The following is a 15,898-nucleotide window of genomic DNA, read 5'->3' as shown; positions in this document are numbered from 1 at the left end:
TACACCGCCGGCCTGCCCATACTCCAGCGCACGGCCCTGACCCAGGCAGTTCGCCCGAGTCACTCCGGAGCACTCGGCGCGGTGGACACCGACCGGGGATTGACAGACGCGTACGTCACCGCTCAGCTCCGGGGCCAGTGCGTCGTCGTAGGGATCGACTGAGCCCGTTCGCGTCGCTCCGCGTCGGCCGTGACGAACCGCATACGGGTCGAGTAGCCACCCGGTAGCGCTGTGTCAGTCCTTGCCCCTAGGCTGGTCCGCATGTCCCCCGATTTAATGTCCTCTGGTTCCGTGCGGTCCGCTGCCGTGCTCAACGAGCAGATCCGCGCCTTGTGGATGCGCGCGGGCGGCTCCCTCTCCGCCCAGGAGCGCGCGGAGTACGAGCTGCTGGTCGTGAAGTGGGCGGAAGCGATACGCGGAGAGGTCGTCGAGGCCGCGTGAGACCGGGGGGCATGGGGACCCGCGCGAAGTCCAAGGGTCGATGACCGGCCTCTCTGCCGGGGCTCACCGTCCCCCGGACACGCGCAACACCGTCCCCGTCGTGTACGACGCGTCGGGCGACATCAACCACGCGATGGCCGCGGCGACTTCCTCGGCCTGACCGACGCGGCGCAGCGGAATCGACGAGGCGGCGCGCTCGGCGCGGCCCGGATCTCCGCTGGTGGCGTGCATCTCCGTGGCGATCATGCCGGGTGCGACCGCGTTGACGCGGATGCCGTCCGGGCCGAGTTCCTTGGCGAGACCCACCGTCAGGGCGTCGACGGCGGCCTTGGTCGCCGCGTAGTGGACGAAGTCACCGGGGCTGCCGAGTGTCGCCGCCGCCGAGGACACATTGACGATGACGCCGCTCCCCCAGGCCGCCATGGACCGGGCGGCCCGACGCGAACACAGCAGCGTGCCCAGCAGGTTGACGTCCACCACGCGCCGTAGAACCGCGGGGTCGGTGTCCGCGAGCCGGCCGAGCGGACCGGTCACACCGGCGTTGTTCACCAGCCCCGTCACCGGCCCGAGCCGGTCCGCCGCCGTGTCGAAGAGCCGCTCGACGTCGTCCACGTCGGAGGTGTCCACCTGGACCGTGACACAGCGCGCCCCCGCCGCACGGACGGCTCTCGCGGTCCACTCCGCGGCGGCGCCGTCGCGCACGTACCCCACCACCACGTCGTGCCCGTCCGCCGCGAGACGCGCACAGGTCGCGGCACCGATCCCCCGGCTGCCGCCCGTGACGACCGTGACATGGCGTGTCATACGTGCCTCCTGATGGGGAACGGGCAACCCGGGCCGGCATCGAGCCGTACTCGTCCTCGATCACTCTACGATCGAGGACACACCGCCGGGCAGGGGGTGCCGGAGCCCCACTGCACCCGCGTCCGCTCCTGCCTCAACCGCCTTGGGCATCTGGAGAGTTGCGGGACCGAGCGACGGGGTCCGCAGCGCCGGACGGCACGCGGAACACACGACCTCGGGCTCGCCGCAGCCCGGGGACGCCCTGCCACAGCACGGCCCCGTTCGCGCGCTCCCAGCCCGCGGTCGCCCGGGACCGCGCCCACTGGGCCACGGCCATGACGACCAGCATGATCGGCGGCATCACCTGACGGGACGTCACGCCGATGAACAGCAACCAGCAGGCCAAGACACCCACGAAGCCCGCCATGCGCCGCAGCGACAGCCGCCGCACCGCGTCCTGCCCGTCGAGCGGTTCGGCGACGCTCTCGATCGGCGCGGCATCCTCGTACGTGCGGCGCAGCCGGGCGGGGAGACGAAGACACATCGGCAGCACCACCAGGGACACGAAGACGATCGCGACCGATCCCACGATCAGCTCCTCGCGTTGGTGAGCCGTGCCGACCAGGGCAAGCAGCGCCGCTTCGGACAGCACCGCACCCGCGGCCATCATCAGCGCGGACATCCGCTCCAGATACACCACGCGTATCAGCCCGTCGCGGGCGTCACCAGCCACCGTCGTACCCCCCTCACCGCCCGGACACCCGCACGGGCAGGCAAGATCCAACTCCGGGCGGAACACCGGGTCAAGACGCGACGGCTTCAGGAGGCACGGTCTTGACCACCCGTTGGCAGTTGCGTGGGCGAGTCGGCGATCATCGCGCTCCACCGGCAGCTCCGGCTGCGGCGGCTGCCCCGGCTGCCCCGGCCGATGGAGCAGAGGCCTTCGTCCGGGATCACGTCCGGCGCCGTGGTCCGATCAACGCACCGTGTCGCGCAGGACGGCGAACGGGCCGCGGCTCCGGTCGCCGTTGTCCGAGCGCCACTCGGCGACGACATGCCCTCGGGCTTCCCGGGCCGCATCGCCACGGGCATCCCGCGGGTCGGGCCGAAGAACACGCACCACGTCGATGGTCACGCCTCCGGCCGACGGACCGCGTGGCCCGGCTTCCTCCTCGGTCTCCACCACGATGGCGGTGCCATGCTGCCCGTCGTCGACGACCGTCGACGCGACCACGGTCGAGAAGCCGACCCCGGTGAAGTGGCTCGTGACGAAGGGGTCGGGGGTGTCGGTCGCGCTCTGAGCCTGCGGCACGGTGCGACCCTGGAGGAGAGCGAGCAGTTGAGCGACGAGGACCGGGTCATGGGTCCCGTCGTACACCCACCGCCTTCCCAACACCCCGTGCTCGGACGTGCCGATGAGCCCCCGATCGGCTCCGTCGAGCGGCGCCCCGCGGTAGCTGAGCGGCACGTGGTACGAACGCGGTCGCTCGCCGGACGTGTCCGTGACCACCATGAACTCGATGCCCACCTCTCCTTGCGGATCATCGAGCCGGAACCCGCCGGCCTTGGCCAGCCGCGGCTCGCTCGCCGTACCGATGTACCAGGGCTGCTTGGGAAGCCAGGCGGCAAGGAGCTCCAGCTTGCTGGGCGTCAGTGTGGTCTTGTAGATGACAGCCATGCCTCATGAACGTCGTCCGTCGGTATGAGGTTCCGCGACACGACCCGGCGTGGCCACCGATACGTGGCCACCGATATTGGTGCACGATTGGTGCACGCCAATTGGGGCGCGCCCCTTGGCTGCGCACGTCCCGTGGCCAACACTGAGCCGATGACGCAGCGTGTGGAGCTCGCGACCGTGATGGACCGGTTCGCCGTGGACGAACTCGTCACCGCATACGCGGTGGCGGTCGACGACGGCGACTGGGAGGCGTACCGGAGGCTGTTCGCACCGAACGGACGCGCCGACTACCGCTCGGCCGGCGGTATCGAGGGCGGCGCCGACGAGGTCGCGGGATGGCTCGCACAGAGCATGGAGCTCTTCCCCATGCGGCAGCATCTGATCGTGAACCGGCGGCTGCGGTTCGGGGTGCTGGACCATGACACGGACGACACGGCCCAGGTCCAGGCGGACTACATCAATCCGATGCGGTTCGCGGGCCACGACGGTGGGTCCACCGCGCCCGATTTCGTGTGCGGCGGCCGGTACGCCTTCGGTCTGCTGCGTACGCACCTCGGCTGGCGCCTGCGCGAGGTCGTCGTCCAGGAGAAGTGGCGCCGCACCCCGCAGCCACGCCAGGAACCCGCCGCCACCTGACCGGAAAGCCCTGACCGGACGCCCCCTGTCGGAGATCGTCCGCGACGCGCACACTGGAGGCATCCCCCGGGGAGGGAGGCCCTGTATGAAGTGGCCCGAGCGTTGGCTCGGCAGTGGGACCGGTCTTTGGCTCGCCTCCCCGTGGCGGCGCGCGATCGTCGCCGCGCTGGCCGGCGCACTGCCGATGCTCGCCTTCCCCGCCCCTTCGTGGTGGTGGTTCGCGTACGTCGCCCTCGTGCCCTGGATCCTGCTGGCCCGCTCGGCCCCGACGGGCAGGCGGGCCGCGTACGACGGCTGGCTCGGCGGGCTGGGTTTCATGCTGGCCGTGCACCACTGGCTGCTGCCGAGTCTGAATGTGTTCACGGTCGTCATAGCGGCACTGCTCGGCGCGCTGTGGGCGCCCTGGGGCTGGCTCGTACGGCGGTTCCTCGGCGGAGTGCCGTCGGCCGGGCGGGTCGGGGCCGCGCTCCTCGTGCTGCCGTCGGGGTGGCTGATGGTCGAACTCGTCCGGTCCTGGCAGGGCCTCGGCGGGCCCTGGGGGCTGCTCGGGTCGAGCCAGTGGCAGGTGGAACCCGCGCTGCGGCTCGCGTCCGTCGGCGGGGTGTGGCTGCTCAGCTTCCTGGTGGTCGCCGTCAACGTGGCGGTCGCCGTACTGGTCGCGGTGCGTGAGTCCCGTATGCCCGCCGTCGCCGGACTGGTCGCGACGGCCGCCGCGACCTCGGCGACCTGGGTGTGGTCGCCGCGCCCGGACGTGACGGGCCAGGTCCGGATCGCCGTCGTGCAGCCCGGGGTGATCGGCGGCGCGAACAGTGCCGAGGCGCGTTTCTCCCGCGAGGAGGCCCTCACCCGCACCCTCGCCGGACAGGATCCCGACCTCGTGGTCTGGGGCGAGAGCAGCGTCGGTTTCGACCTCGCGAACCGTCCCGACCTGGCGAACCGGCTCGCCGCGCTGTCCCGGCTGACCGACGCCGACATCATGGTGAACGTCGACGCGCACCGCTCCGACCACCCGGGGATCTACAAGAGTTCGGTCCTGGTGGGACCGCAGGGCCCGACCGGCGACCGCTACGACAAGATGCGGCTCGTCCCCTTCGGCGAGTACGTACCCGCGCGTTCACTCCTCGGCTGGGCGACCTCGGTCGGGAAGGCGGCGGGCGAGGACCGCAGGAGGGGCACCGAGCAGGTCGTGATGAACGCCGGGCACGGACTGCGCGTCGGCCCGCTGATCTGCTTCGAGACGGCGTTCCCCGACATGAGCCGCCATCTCGCCCAGGACGGCGCCGAGGTGCTGCTCGCGCAGTCCTCGACCTCGACCTTCCAGCACAGCTGGGCACCCGAGCAGCACGCCTCGCTCGCCGCACTGCGGGCCGCCGAGACCGGCCGCCCGATGGTGCACGCGACACTGACGGGAGTCTCCGCCGTGTACGGCCCGGGCGGCGAGCGGATCGGTTCCTGGCTCGGTACGGACGCGAGCACGGCGGCGGTGTACGACGTACCGCTGGCGCGGGGCGTCACCCCGTACGTCCGGTTCGGCGACTGGCCGGTGCACGCGGCGCTGCTCATCCTGGCGGCGCTGTGCGCGACGGAGGGCTTCCGGGCGTTCAGGCCCCGGCGGACCGCTCCTGAACCGCTCGTACCACCCGCTCGCACAGCTCATGAGTCGCCAGCGCGTCACGGGCGCTGAGTACCTTGCCCGCGCGCGCGGCGTCGAGGAAGGCGAGCACGCCCTGCTCGATCCCGCGCTGCCGGGCCACCGGCACCCAGTCCCCGCGCCGCCGCACGGACGGCTGCCCCTTGTGGTCGATCACCTCGGCGAGGTTGACCACCTGACGCTTGGTGTCCTGCCCCGAGACCTCGAGGATCTCCTCCGCCGAGCCGCTCATCCGGTTCATCACGCCGAGCGCCGTGAAGCCGTCCCCGGCGAGCTGCAGCACGACGTGGTGCACCAGGCCGCCGTCGACCCGGGCCCGTACGGTCACGTCGTCGATCGGCCCCGGCACCAGGAACCGCAGCGTGTCCACGACGTGGATGAAGTCGTCGAGGACCATCGTGCGCACGTCCTCGGGCAGCCCTATGCGGTTCTTCTGCATCACGATCAGCTCGCGGGGGTGCTCGGCGCACTGCGTGTACCCGGGCGCGTAACGCCGGTTGAAGCCGACGGCGAGGCTGACGTCGCGCTCCTCCGCGAGCCGCACCAGACGTTCGGAGTCGGCGAGCTCGTACGCGAGTGGCTTGTCGACGAACGTCGGCACGCCCGCCTCCAGGAGCCGCGTGACGATCTCGGGGTGCGCGACGGTGGCCGCGTGCACGAACGCCGCGTCGAGGTTCTGCGCCAGCAGCTCCGACAGGTCGGTGTGCCGCTGTTCCTGCGGTAGGCGGAGGCTGTCGCCGACCCGGGCGAGCGTCGCGGGCGTCCGCGTCTGCAGATGCAGCTCGACGCCCGGCTGGACGCCGAGCACCGGCAGGTACGCCTTCTGCGCGATGTCGCCGAGTCCGATGCAGCCGACCTTCACCAGGGTCTCCTTCAGTTGCCGACGCGGGCCTCGCCGGAAGCATACGGCCGCTGCGGCGGCCGGCAACCGACGATGCCGGTGCACCGGGCGACCTGGACGGCCTCCCGGTCGATTCGGGTCGTACGGGGCCCGCGGCCCGCCCTGCCCGAGGGTCGACGGCACGGCGTGCGCCGCGTCGACGAACTGCGGGACGGATTACGGGAGTTGCTGACCGGAATGCTGCGCGACTGACTCCGCGTCCTCAGGAGAGCCCTGGTGAACGTCCGCGCGCTCGACGAAACTACGGGCATGACGAAGCAGCGCACCGAACCCGCCACCGACGCCGACGAACGGTCCATGCTGGAGGGCTGGCTCGACCACCACCGCGAAACACTCGAGATGAAATGCGCGGGTCTCGACGACGCCCAGCTCAAGACCGCCTCGGTCCAGCCGTCCGAGCTGTCCCTGCTCGGTCTGGTGCGGCACATGGCGGAGGTGGAGCGGGGCTGGTTCCGCAAGGTCCTGGTGGGCGACGATCCGGGGCCGATCTACTACAGCGACGAGGACCGGGACGGCGAGTTCCATCTCACCGACGCGGACACCTGGGACGAGGCGTACGCCACCTGGCAGGCCGAGATCGGGATCGCCCGGCGCAACGCGGCTCGTTTCGCGCTGGACGATGTCTGCGAGGGCGAGAGCAAGTTCACCGAGGACCCCATCAACGTGCGGTGGATCTACACCCACATGATCGAGGAGTACGCGCGTCACAACGGTCACGCGGATCTCATCCGGGAGCGGATCGACGGCGCCACGGGTGAGTGAGGCAGCGTGACTCGGCTTCGGGTCACCTTGCGGACAGCGGCGCCCTCCGGAGGGGCGGAAGCATCACCCGTGTGGGGCAACCTCCGCTTGTCCGCTCCCCAAAGCGAGCCGAACGCAGCAGAGTTGAGCGGGTGCATCGAACGACGACCGCCGCAACGCTCCTGGCAACCGTGGCCACCGCCGCCCTCTCCGGCTGTGTGACCGTCCAGCGACCGCCCGCTCCCACCCTGCCGACCGCGCCGTCCCGGCCTTCGCCGCCACATCCTGATGGCAGGACCGGCCCGCAGGTCGTGCAGGCGCCGGCGCGCGAGGCGCTGGAACTCATCGGGCCGTCCAGGAAGCCGTCACCGAGCGCTCCGGCGCCGCACCGTACGCCCGTCCCGGCGCCCACCGCCCCCCAGGCACCCGCCGCACGCCACCAGCACGACGCCGCCCCGCACCCACACCCGGAGCCCCACCCGCCCGCACCCCGTACCGCAGTTCCGCCCGCCCCACAGGGCCTGCCGAACAACACGAACGTGTGCGCCCTCGGCCGGAAGTACGGGGGCTGGAAGGCGGACAGCCCGGAAGCGGTCATCTGCAAGGGGACGTACGGGAATTGACGCCGCCGGCACCCGGGCGACGCGGCCTAGGGTCGCTGTCTCGGCGGCCCCAGGGTCTCCCCTCCCGGCCCCCCATGGGAACCGGGCCCACCGAAGGAACCAGGCCCGCCGAAAGGACCGGGCCCCTCGACGGTGCCGGGGCCCTCCCCCGATGCCCCGTCCGACGGCCCGTCCCCGTCGAGTCTCAGCTCCAGTCGGCCGATCGCCGCCCTTACACCGTCGCCGTAACGGTCGTCCCCGAGGGCACCGACCGCGCCCCGCGCCCGGCGCAGATGGCTGCGGGCGGCTTCGGAGCGGCCGAGTTTCACATAGTCGGCCGCCAGGTTCAGATGCAGCGACGGATAGAACGCGCGTGCCGCGAGCGACTGGTGGGGCTCGACGCCCACGCCGTCGGTGAGTTCCTCGGCTGCCGACAACGCCCTGAGATCCCAGGCCAGTTCGTCCGCGGGGTCGTCCTGCGTGTCCGCCAGGTAGTGCGCCAGGGTGCAGCGGTGCAGGGGGTCGCCGTCCTCGCCGATCTCCCCCCACAGGTCCAGGAAACGCCCCCGAGCCTCTTCGCGGTCGCCGCCGTGGTGCAGCATGACGACCTGCCCGATCCGGGTCATCATGGCATCCGGCGCCGCCTGCTCCTGTTGCTCCGCCACCGCGTCCTCCAGGCTCGTCGCTGTCCCTTCCGACGCTAGGGCCTGTCCGGCGGATCACGCCGCAGGCGCGGGCCTTGGCACGCCCATCCGCGGCGTTGAGGCGCCCCCCGTTTCCCGCGACCTGCATCCGCCCGGACAGGCCCTGGCCGGGCGCACTGACCATCGGGCTCAGGCGCCCCCGTACGCCACCGAGCGGCGCGGTGACAGCGGGACCCGAGCTCCCCTCCCGGCCCAGGTCCCGCCTTCGGCTCACGCCTGGACCACGGGATCCGCTCACGCGTCCGCCACGCCGTCGGGCGCCCCGGATCAGCCCAGGTTCGGAATCCGCCAGTCGATCGGCTCGTGGCCCTGTCCCGCGACCGCCTCGTTGATCTGCGTGAAGGGGCGGGAGCCGAAGAACTTCTTGGCGGACAGCGGCGAGGGGTGCGCGCCCTTGACCACGATGTGCCGCTTCTCGTCGATGAGCGGGAGCTTCTTCTGCGCGTAGTTCCCCCACAGGACGAAGACCGCCGGGTCGGGCCGGTCGGCCACGGCACGGATCACCGCGTCCGTGAACTTCTCCCAGCCCTTGCCCTTGTGCGAGTTCGCCTCACCGGAGCGCACGGTCAGCACCGCGTTGAGCAGCAGAACGCCCTGCTCGGCCCACGGCATCAGATAGCCGTTGTCCGGGATCGGGGTGCCCAGCTCCTCCTTCATCTCCTTGTAGATGTTGCGGAGCGAGGGCGGGGTCTTCACCCCCGGGCGGACCGAGAAGCACAGGCCGTGGCCCTGGCCCTCGCCGTGGTACGGGTCCTGGCCGAGGATCAGCACCTTCACCCGCTCGTAGGGAGTCGCCTCCAGCGCCGCGAAGACCTCCTCGCGCGGAGGGTAGACGGGACCCTTGGCGCGCTCCTCCTCCACGAACTCGGTGAGTTCCTTGAAGTAGGGCTGCTGCAGTTCGTCACCCAGGACGCCGCGCCAGGACTCGGGCAGCATGGCGGTGTCGGTCACGTCAAGTTCCTCCGATGTGCGGTCACTTCCAGGTCTCAGAACCTACAGGCGACCACTGACAATCGGCCCCGCACCCCGTATGACCACGCTACCCGCCAGGACCGGCCGGTGACCTACCAGCTGGTCTTGCGGTACAGCTCCCACATCATCATGATCGTCGAGGGGTCCAGGGCCTGTTCCCCGCCCGAGATGTCCTCGCTCGCCGCCACGAACTGCTTGCCCTGCCACAGCGGCAGCAGCCGAGCGTCGTCGACGAGGATCTGCTGGGCCGCCTCGAACTCCTTGACCACCGCTCCACGGTCGCTCTCGCGGCGCGAGGCGGGCAGCAGGGTGTCGGTGATCCGGGGCGCCGGATAGGGCGTACCGAGCGCGTTCTGCCGGCCCACGAAGGGGGCGATGAAGTTGTCGGCGTCCGGGAAGTCCGGGAACCAGCCGCGCCCGAACACCGGGTACTCGCCCTTGCGGTAGCCCTCTTCGTACGTCTTCCAGGGACGTCCGTTGAGGGACACACGGAACAGACCGGTGTCCTCGAGCTGCCTCTTGATCTCCTGGAACTCCGGGGCGGTCTCGGATCCGTAGCGATCCGTGGTGTACCAGAGGGTGAGGGGGACGCGCTCGGTGATGCCCGCCTCCAGGAGGATCTGCCGGGCCTTGGACGAACTGGGGTCCCCGTAGTCGTCGAAAAAGCCCGTGGTGTGACCGGTCAGGCCCGCGGGGACCATGGAGTACAGCGGGTCGACGGTGTCCTTGTAGACCTTGTGCGCGATCGCCGCACGGTCGATGACCTGGGCGACCGCCTTGCGGACCGCGAGCTTGCCGGCCCAGGGATCCTTCGGGTTGAACACCAGGTAGCTGATCTCCATGCCCGCGCCCTCGACGAGCTGAAGGCCGTCGTCCGCTCCCCTGCTCCTGAGCGAGACGATGTCCTTGGAGGCCAGTCCGCGGTATGTGACGTCGATCTCCTTGTCCTTGAGGGCGTCGACCATCTGCCCCGAGTCCTGGAAGTAGCGGATGGTGACCGCGTCGTTCTTGAGCTCGGCGAAGCCCTTGTAGTGGTCGTTCCTGACGAGTTCGGCCTGCTTGCCGTCCTCGTAGGAGCGCAGGCTGTACGGGCCGGACCCGCTGACCTTGCCGTCCTTGCGCAGCGAGTGGGCGGGGTAGTCGTCGGGGTCCACGATCGACATGGCCGGCGTGGCGAGGACGAACGGGAACGTCGCGTCCGGCTTGTTCAGGTGGAAGAGGAGCTCGCGCTCGCCCCGTACCTGGATCCGGTCGAGGCTGCCGAGGAGGCCGGCGGGACCGCTGGGCAGGTTGATCTTCTTGATCCGGTCGATCGAGTACTTGACGGCCCGGGCGTCCAACGAGTCGCCGTCGGAGAACTGCATCCCGGCGCGCAGTTTGCAGCGGTACACCAGGTTCGTCCTGTCGGTGAACGCACAGCTCTGGGCGGCGTCGGGCTCGGGCGTGGTCGTCCCGGTGGGGTAGCTCAGCAGCGTCTGGTAGATGTTGCGGAACAGCTCCCACGAGCCATCCCAGGAGGCGGCCGGATCCAGCGTGCTCGGGGCACTGGTGGTGCCCACGACGATCGGTCCCTTGTCGTCGGAGGACGCCGAGGAGAGGACGCCGCACCCGGCCACCAGGGTGACGGACGTGACCGCCGCCAGCTGCCGCAGACATTGGTTGCGGTTGAACACGCGCACGCTCCTCGATCTGCCGTACCAAGGGTCGGCAGACCATACCGCAGCGCCCGACCGGTGAACCCGCGTTCCCTGCACGGCACTTGATCAGCGCGTTTGTGACAAGGTTGTCATCGGGCTGTCCGTCTTCATACGTCGACGCGGGCGCCGATTTCGTCCATCAGCGCCCGCGTCGATGCTCCGTTCGTCCCGTCTCGGGGCTCCGGTCAGCCCACTCCGGCGTTCAGGAATATGCCGCCGTCGACGACGAGCGTCTGACCGGTGATCCAGTCCGACTGCGTCGAGGTGAGGAAGGCGGCGGCGCCCCCGATGTCGGAGGGCATGCCGAGCCGGCCGAGCGGGTAGGACGCGGCCGCCTCCGCCTCCCGGCCCTCGTACAGGGCCTGCGCGAACTTGGTCTTGACCACGGCGGGCGCGATCGCGTTGACCCGTACCTTGGGCGCGAACTCGTGCGCCAGCTGCACGGTCAGGTTGATCATGGCGGCCTTGCTGATGCCGTACGCGCCGATGAAGGGCGAGGGGGCGATGCCCGCGACGGACGCTATGTTGACGATCGCGCCGCCGTTCTCGCTCTGCCAGGCCTTCCAGGTCAGCTGGGCGAAGCCGAGCGCCGAGATGACGTTGGTCTCGAAGACCTTGCGTGCCACGTCCAGGTCCAGGTCGGCCATCGGGCCGAACACGGGGTTCGTACCGGCGTTGTTGACCAGGTAGTCGACGCGGCCGAAGGCCTCCATGGTGCGCTCGACGACCGTGGCCTGGTGGGCCAGGTCGTGCGCCTTGCCGGCGACGCCGATGACCCGGTCGGCACCGAGTGCCTCGACGGCCTCCTTGAGGGCGTCCTCGTTGCGGCCCGTGATGCACACGCGGTCACCGCGCGCGACGAGTGCCTCCGCGATGCCGTAGCCGATGCCGCGGCTGGCGCCCGTGATGAGCGCGACCTTGCCGGAGAGTTCGGGGAGTGTGGTCATGTCGTGCCCTCCGGCGTCAGTTGAGCGGTCCGCCGGCCACGTACAGGACCTGGCCGGAGACGAATCCGGCGGCCTCGCCGGTGAAGAAGGCGATCGCGTTGGCGATGTCGTCGGGGTTGCCGACGCGCTGCACGGGGATCTGGGTGGCGGCCGCGGCCTGGAAGTCCTCGAAGCCCATGCCGACGCGCTCGGCGGTGGCCGCCGTCATGTCGGTGGCGATGAAGCCGGGGGCGACGGCGTTGGCGGTGACGCCGAACTTGCCGAGCTCGATGGCGAGGGTCTTGGTGAGGCCCTGGAGACCGGCCTTGGCGGCGGAGTAGTTGGCCTGGCCGCGGTTGCCGAGCGCCGAGGACGACGACAGGTTGACGATCCGGCCGAACTTGGCGTCCACCATGTACTTCTGGCAGGCCTTGGCCATCAGGAAGGCGCCGCGCAGGTGCACGTTCATGACCGTGTCCCAGTCGGACGCGGCCATCTTGAACAGCAGGTTGTCGCGGAGCACGCCCGCGTTGTTCACCAGGATGTTCGGCGCACCGAGCTCCTCGGCGATCCGCGCGACCGCGGCCTCGACCTGGGCCTCGTCGGAGACGTCGCAGCCGACCGCGATGGCCTTGCCACCGGCGGCGGTGATCTTCTCGACGGTGTCCTTGCACGCGGCCTCGTCGAGGTCGATCACCGCGACGGCGCGGCCCTCGGCGGCCAGTCGTACGGCGGTCGCGGCGCCGATGCCGCGCGCGGCACCGGTGACTACGGCTACGCGCTGCTCAGTGGTGGACATTGCTGGTTCTCCTCGCCCTTGAAAAGCCCTGCGGCATGAAATGCCCTGCGGTGGCATGTCTTGCGGTGGCATGTCTTGCGGCTCACACGGTACGCCCGTCCGGTGAGCGACCGCTTAGTACCTTCAGTAGACGTGACGCTAGAAGCCCTGGCACCCGGTGTCAACGGCACACGGCGCGGGTGTGATCCATTACCTGACCAGCAACTGGAGCAACCGCTCCGTCTCCGCCTCCGGATCGGCGGTGAGTCCGGTGTGCACGGGTCCCGGCTGCACCACCGTCGAGCGGGGCGCGATCAGCCAGCGAAAACGCCGCCCGGCGTCGTCACCGGCGGCCTGACCTGCCGCTTTGCCACCCGTGCAGACTCCTTCGACCGCCCGCAGCGCGGCCCGTACGCCGGCCGTGTCGGCCTCCGGGTCCAGGGCCAGCAGCTTGGTCTCGTCCAGATGGGTGCGCACCCCGACGAAGGACTTGGCACGGCAGTACACCAGTACGCCCGCGTTGAAGCACTCGCCGCGCTCGACCCGCGGCACCACGCGCAGCAACGCGTACTCGAAGACGTCCCGCTCGCTCACTTGTCCCCCTCGAAGCCCTTGATACGCCCCTCGATCACACCGGCGCGCGCCAGGAGCGGCTGCGCATAGGCACGCCGGAGGGCGTCAGGCGAGTCGAAGCCGGGTTCATCGGCCAGCCACGCGTCGGGAATCTCCGCGGTCACCTCGGCCAGCAGGTCCTCGGTCACCAGCGGTCCCAGCTCGGCCGCGGCGGAGGCGATGTCCGGGCCGAACGGCGCGAGCGCGTGGTCGGAGGCGTCGTAGGGCTTGGCCGCGGAGTTCGCCGCGCCCGGCCAGTGGTGGTGCCAGATCATGGTGGCGCCGTGGTCGATGAGCCACAGGTCGCCGTGCCACATCAGCAGATTGGGGTTACGCCAGGAACGGTCGACGTTGTTGACCAGCGCGTCGAACCAGACCATCCGCCCGGCCTCCTCCGGGCTCACCTCGAAGGCGAGGGAGTCGAAGCCGATCGCTCCGGGAAGGAAGTCCATCCCGAGGTTCGGACCGCCGCTCGACTTGAGCAGCTCCTGCACTTCCTGGTCCGGCTCCCCGAGCCCCAGCACCGGGTCGAGGTCGAGTGTCACCAGGCCGGGCACGCGCAGGCCGAGCCGGCGGGCGAGTTCACCGCAGACGACCTCCGCGACGAGGGTCTTGCGCCCCTGCCCCGCGCCGGTGAACTTCATGACGTACGTCCCGAGATCGTCGCCCTCGACGAGCCCGGGCAGCGAGCCGCCCTCACGCAGCGGCGTGATGTAGCGGGTCACGATGACTTCCTTGAGCATCGCCCCAGGCTACTGGGGTGGTCACGGCCACCGGACGCGACCCGTGGGCGCCCGCGGCGGCGGAGTCCCGAGCCGGTCCGCGCGGCTGTCGAACCGCTGTCGATTCGGTCAAGAAGTCCCTAGCTCCTGAACAGGGCACACGGGCGGACCGTACTTGTGTACGGATCACCATCACGTCCGTTGAAGGGAATGTCAGCATGACCAGCGAATCGCTTCACCCCGTTCCGACCCCGGCCCGCCGCACCGTCGTGGCGGCGGTCGGCACGGCGGGACTCGCCGTCGCGCTGACCGCGTGCGGGTCGGACAACAAGTCCTCCGACTCCACCAGCTCCGGCTCCAGCGCGAGCAGCGGGGGTACGGGCGGGGGCGACAACGCCGCGGCGGGGAACGCGGGCGGCACGGTCCTCGCGAAGACCACCGACATCCCGGAGGGCGGCGGCAAGGTCTTCGAGTCCCAGGGCGTCGTCGTCACCCAGCCGACCGCGGGCACCTACAAGGCCTTCTCCTCCAAGTGCACCCACCAGGGCTGTGCGGTGAAGGGCATCGCCGACAACGTCATCACCTGCCCGTGCCACAACAGCCAGTTCTCCGCGACCGACGGCAGTGTGAAGAAGGGGCCCGCGACGCAGCCGCTGGCCGCCGCCAACATCACCGTGGACGGGGACTCGATCAAGCTCGCGTGACCCGGCCGGGCCCGCGCTTCAACGGCGCGGTCGCTTGAGGCAGGCCAGCACGTCGTCGGTCGCCGTGATCGTGGCGACCAGGGCGAGTGTGTTGCGGATCATCGCGGGGGTGTAGTCGGAGGGCACCCCCGCGATGGCGTCCGCGGGCACCACGGCGGCATAGCCGCGGTTCACGGCGTCGAACACGGTATTGGGGATGGCCACGTTGGCGGAGACACCGGTCACGACGAGGGTGCGACAGCCCAGGTTGCGCAGCAGCGCGTCGACGTCGGTGCCCGAGAGCGGGGACAGCCCGTGCAGGCGACGTACGACGAAGTCCTCCTCGGCGACCTCGATCGGCGCCGCGACGCGGACCGCGGTGGTGCCCGACAGCTGTTGCACGGGAAGCCGTTCGGCCGCGCGGAACAGGCGGGCGTTGCGGTTGGCGCCCCGCCCGTCGGGCCGTCGCTCGGCGATCGCGTGGATCACCTGGACGCCGCTGTCGTGGGCGCCTGCCACCAGCCTGGCGACGTTCGCGAGTGCCCCCGACGACCGGGCCTCTCTGGCGAGTTCGGGCAGCGCGCTGTCCGGGCCGACGACGCCCTGCTGGCACTCGACGGTGAGCAGAACGGTGCCGTCCGGGTCGAGGAGTGTGCTGAGCTGTTCATGCGAAGGCATGACTCCCCTTGTCGTCGAGGGCCGGGGCGGGCGAGCGTAACGAGCATTGCGCACGGACGGAAGACGGCCCATGCTTTTCTGACGAACCGTCAGAATTTCTCTGTCGACGCGGAAGATCGACGCACAAGGTCGACACGAAAGAAGAGGTGACCGTATGACCGTCACTCAGCGCAGGGGTCGGAAGATCATGATGACCCCCGGCGAACTGGACGAGTTCCTCACCACCCAGCGCACCTGTCGCGTCGCCACGGTGTCGAAGGACGGCGCCCCGCACGTGAGCGCGCTCTGGTTCGTCTGGGACGGCACCTCGCTGTGGCTGTACTCCGTGGTACGCAGCAAGCGCTGGACGGAGCTGCGCCGGGACCCGCGCGTCGCGGTGGTGATCGACACCGGCGAGGACTACGGGGAGCTGCGCGGTGTCGAGCTGTCCGGCACGGTGGAGTTCGTGGGCGAGGTCCCCCGCACCGGTGAGCTGTGCGCCGAACTCGACGTCCCCGAGACCTTGTTCGCCCGCAAGAACTTCGGCCTGGAGGAACTGCCGCACGACGGCCGCCACGCGTGGGCCCGGCTGACGCCGACAGCGATCGCCTCCTGGGACTTCCGCAAGCTGCCGCCGCTCTAGGCCATCACGGGCCGGTCCCCGCGGTCGGATCTGCCCGAGCCTCCCCGTCACAGCCCACGCCCAGGTCAGCG

General features: G+C 70.4%; 20 protein-coding genes. 8 read left to right on the top strand and 12 right to left on the bottom strand.

Features of this window, described 5'->3' with window-relative positions; all coding sequences use genetic code 11:
* Positions 1-261 precede the first annotated feature (261 nt).
* Positions 262-441 (top strand): hypothetical protein, encoded by a 180-nt coding sequence (locus tag OG568_RS40620; protein WP_266416779.1) that lies wholly within the window; start codon positions 262-264, stop codon positions 439-441.
* 63 nt (positions 442-504) lie between these two features.
* Here OG568_RS40620 and OG568_RS40615 read toward each other — a convergent pair whose 3' ends face one another.
* The 3 genes from OG568_RS40615 to OG568_RS40605 all read right to left on the bottom strand — a co-directional run bounded on the left by OG568_RS40615 (position 505) and on the right by OG568_RS40605 (position 2,902).
* Positions 505-1,245, bottom strand: a complete 741-nt coding sequence (locus OG568_RS40615; RefSeq protein WP_329535112.1) for an SDR family NAD(P)-dependent oxidoreductase — start codon at positions 1,243-1,245, stop codon at positions 505-507.
* A 133-nt stretch (positions 1,246-1,378) separates the two neighbouring features.
* Positions 1,379-1,957, bottom strand: a complete 579-nt coding sequence (locus tag OG568_RS40610; protein ID WP_329535111.1) for a hypothetical protein — start codon at positions 1,955-1,957, stop codon at positions 1,379-1,381.
* Between the two features lie 243 nt (positions 1,958-2,200).
* Positions 2,201-2,902: a maltokinase N-terminal cap-like domain-containing protein gene (locus OG568_RS40605; protein WP_329535110.1), complete on the bottom strand. Its 702-nt coding sequence runs from the start codon at positions 2,900-2,902 to the stop codon at positions 2,201-2,203.
* 150 nt (positions 2,903-3,052) lie between these two features.
* On the opposite strand from OG568_RS40605, the gene OG568_RS40600 reads away from it, so the two are divergent.
* Together OG568_RS40600 and lnt are read left to right on the top strand one after the other, a co-directional pair.
* Positions 3,053-3,538, top strand: coding sequence for a nuclear transport factor 2 family protein (locus tag OG568_RS40600; protein ID WP_266580865.1), 486 nt, complete (start codon positions 3,053-3,055; stop codon positions 3,536-3,538).
* 85 nt (positions 3,539-3,623) lie between these two features.
* The gene (gene lnt, locus OG568_RS40595; protein ID WP_329535109.1) at positions 3,624-5,222 is read left to right on the top strand and encodes an apolipoprotein N-acyltransferase; all 1,599 of its coding nucleotides are present in this window, start codon (positions 3,624-3,626) and stop codon (positions 5,220-5,222) included.
* On the opposite strand, the gene OG568_RS40590 is transcribed toward lnt, so the two are convergent.
* Positions 5,140-6,051 (bottom strand): Gfo/Idh/MocA family protein, encoded by a 912-nt coding sequence (locus OG568_RS40590; RefSeq protein WP_266580869.1) that lies wholly within the window; start codon positions 6,049-6,051, stop codon positions 5,140-5,142. The two genes, lnt and OG568_RS40590, sit on opposite strands and share 83 nt — an antisense overlap.
* 72 nt (positions 6,052-6,123) lie before the next feature.
* Here OG568_RS40590 and OG568_RS40585 point away from each other — a divergent pair, with 72 nt between their 5' ends.
* The 3 genes from OG568_RS40585 to OG568_RS40575 all read left to right on the top strand — a co-directional run bounded on the left by OG568_RS40585 (position 6,124) and on the right by OG568_RS40575 (position 7,454).
* Positions 6,124-6,282 carry a hypothetical protein gene (locus OG568_RS40585; protein ID WP_329535108.1) on the top strand — a complete coding sequence of 53 codons (159 nt, stop codon included), beginning with the start codon at positions 6,124-6,126 and terminating at the stop codon, positions 6,280-6,282.
* Between the two features lie 57 nt (positions 6,283-6,339).
* Entirely contained in the window at positions 6,340-6,852 is a 513-nt protein-coding gene (locus tag OG568_RS40580) for a DinB family protein (protein ID WP_329535107.1), read from the top strand.
* A 131-nt stretch (positions 6,853-6,983) separates the two neighbouring features.
* Positions 6,984-7,454: a hypothetical protein gene (locus tag OG568_RS40575; RefSeq protein ID WP_329535106.1), complete on the top strand. Its 471-nt coding sequence runs from the start codon at positions 6,984-6,986 to the stop codon at positions 7,452-7,454.
* Positions 7,455-7,480: 26 nt separating this feature from the next.
* Here the strand turns inward: OG568_RS40575 and OG568_RS40570 are convergent, their stop codons facing one another.
* From OG568_RS40570 to OG568_RS40540, 7 genes are all read right to left on the bottom strand, one after another.
* Complete coding sequence (locus tag OG568_RS40570; RefSeq protein ID WP_329535105.1) at positions 7,481-8,098, bottom strand: hypothetical protein; 618 nt, start codon at positions 8,096-8,098, stop codon at positions 7,481-7,483.
* A gap of 306 nt (positions 8,099-8,404) precedes the next feature.
* The gene (locus tag OG568_RS40565; RefSeq protein WP_266416755.1) at positions 8,405-9,088 is read right to left on the bottom strand and encodes a uracil-DNA glycosylase; all 684 of its coding nucleotides are present in this window, start codon (positions 9,086-9,088) and stop codon (positions 8,405-8,407) included.
* Positions 9,089-9,201: 113 nt separating this feature from the next.
* Positions 9,202-10,782 (bottom strand): ABC transporter substrate-binding protein, encoded by a 1,581-nt coding sequence (locus OG568_RS40560; RefSeq protein WP_329535104.1) that lies wholly within the window; start codon positions 10,780-10,782, stop codon positions 9,202-9,204.
* A gap of 209 nt (positions 10,783-10,991) precedes the next feature.
* The gene (locus OG568_RS40555) at positions 10,992-11,753 is read right to left on the bottom strand and encodes an SDR family oxidoreductase (RefSeq protein ID WP_329535103.1); all 762 of its coding nucleotides are present in this window, start codon (positions 11,751-11,753) and stop codon (positions 10,992-10,994) included.
* A gap of 16 nt (positions 11,754-11,769) precedes the next feature.
* Positions 11,770-12,531 carry a 3-oxoacyl-ACP reductase FabG gene (fabG, locus tag OG568_RS40550; RefSeq protein ID WP_329535102.1) on the bottom strand — a complete coding sequence of 254 codons (762 nt, stop codon included), beginning with the start codon at positions 12,529-12,531 and terminating at the stop codon, positions 11,770-11,772.
* Positions 12,532-12,720: 189 nt separating this feature from the next.
* Positions 12,721-13,104 (bottom strand): DUF3037 domain-containing protein, encoded by a 384-nt coding sequence (locus OG568_RS40545; protein ID WP_329535101.1) that lies wholly within the window; start codon positions 13,102-13,104, stop codon positions 12,721-12,723.
* On the bottom strand, positions 13,101-13,865 hold the full coding sequence (locus OG568_RS40540) for a HipA family kinase (RefSeq protein WP_329535100.1): 765 nt from the start codon (positions 13,863-13,865) through the stop codon (positions 13,101-13,103). Before OG568_RS40540 ends, OG568_RS40545 begins: the two co-directional genes overlap by 4 nt.
* Positions 13,866-14,062: 197 nt before the next feature.
* On the opposite strand from OG568_RS40540, the gene OG568_RS40535 reads away from it, so the two are divergent.
* Complete coding sequence (locus OG568_RS40535) at positions 14,063-14,548, top strand: Rieske (2Fe-2S) protein (RefSeq protein WP_329535099.1); 486 nt, start codon at positions 14,063-14,065, stop codon at positions 14,546-14,548.
* 18 nt (positions 14,549-14,566) lie between these two features.
* Here OG568_RS40535 and OG568_RS40530 read toward each other — a convergent pair whose 3' ends face one another.
* Positions 14,567-15,205, bottom strand: a complete 639-nt coding sequence (locus tag OG568_RS40530; RefSeq protein WP_329535098.1) for a cysteine hydrolase — start codon at positions 15,203-15,205, stop codon at positions 14,567-14,569.
* A 154-nt stretch (positions 15,206-15,359) separates the two neighbouring features.
* Here OG568_RS40530 and OG568_RS40525 point away from each other — a divergent pair, with 154 nt between their 5' ends.
* Positions 15,360-15,827 carry a pyridoxamine 5'-phosphate oxidase family protein gene (locus OG568_RS40525; RefSeq protein WP_266416738.1) on the top strand — a complete coding sequence of 156 codons (468 nt, stop codon included), beginning with the start codon at positions 15,360-15,362 and terminating at the stop codon, positions 15,825-15,827.
* Positions 15,828-15,898 lie beyond the last annotated feature (71 nt).

Source organism: Streptomyces sp. NBC_01450 (assembly GCF_036227505.1).
Classification (GTDB): Bacteria; Actinomycetota; Actinomycetes; order Streptomycetales; family Streptomycetaceae; genus Streptomyces.
Note: the sequence above shows the minus strand (reverse complement) of the source record. Positions and strands in the feature narration are given on the sequence as shown.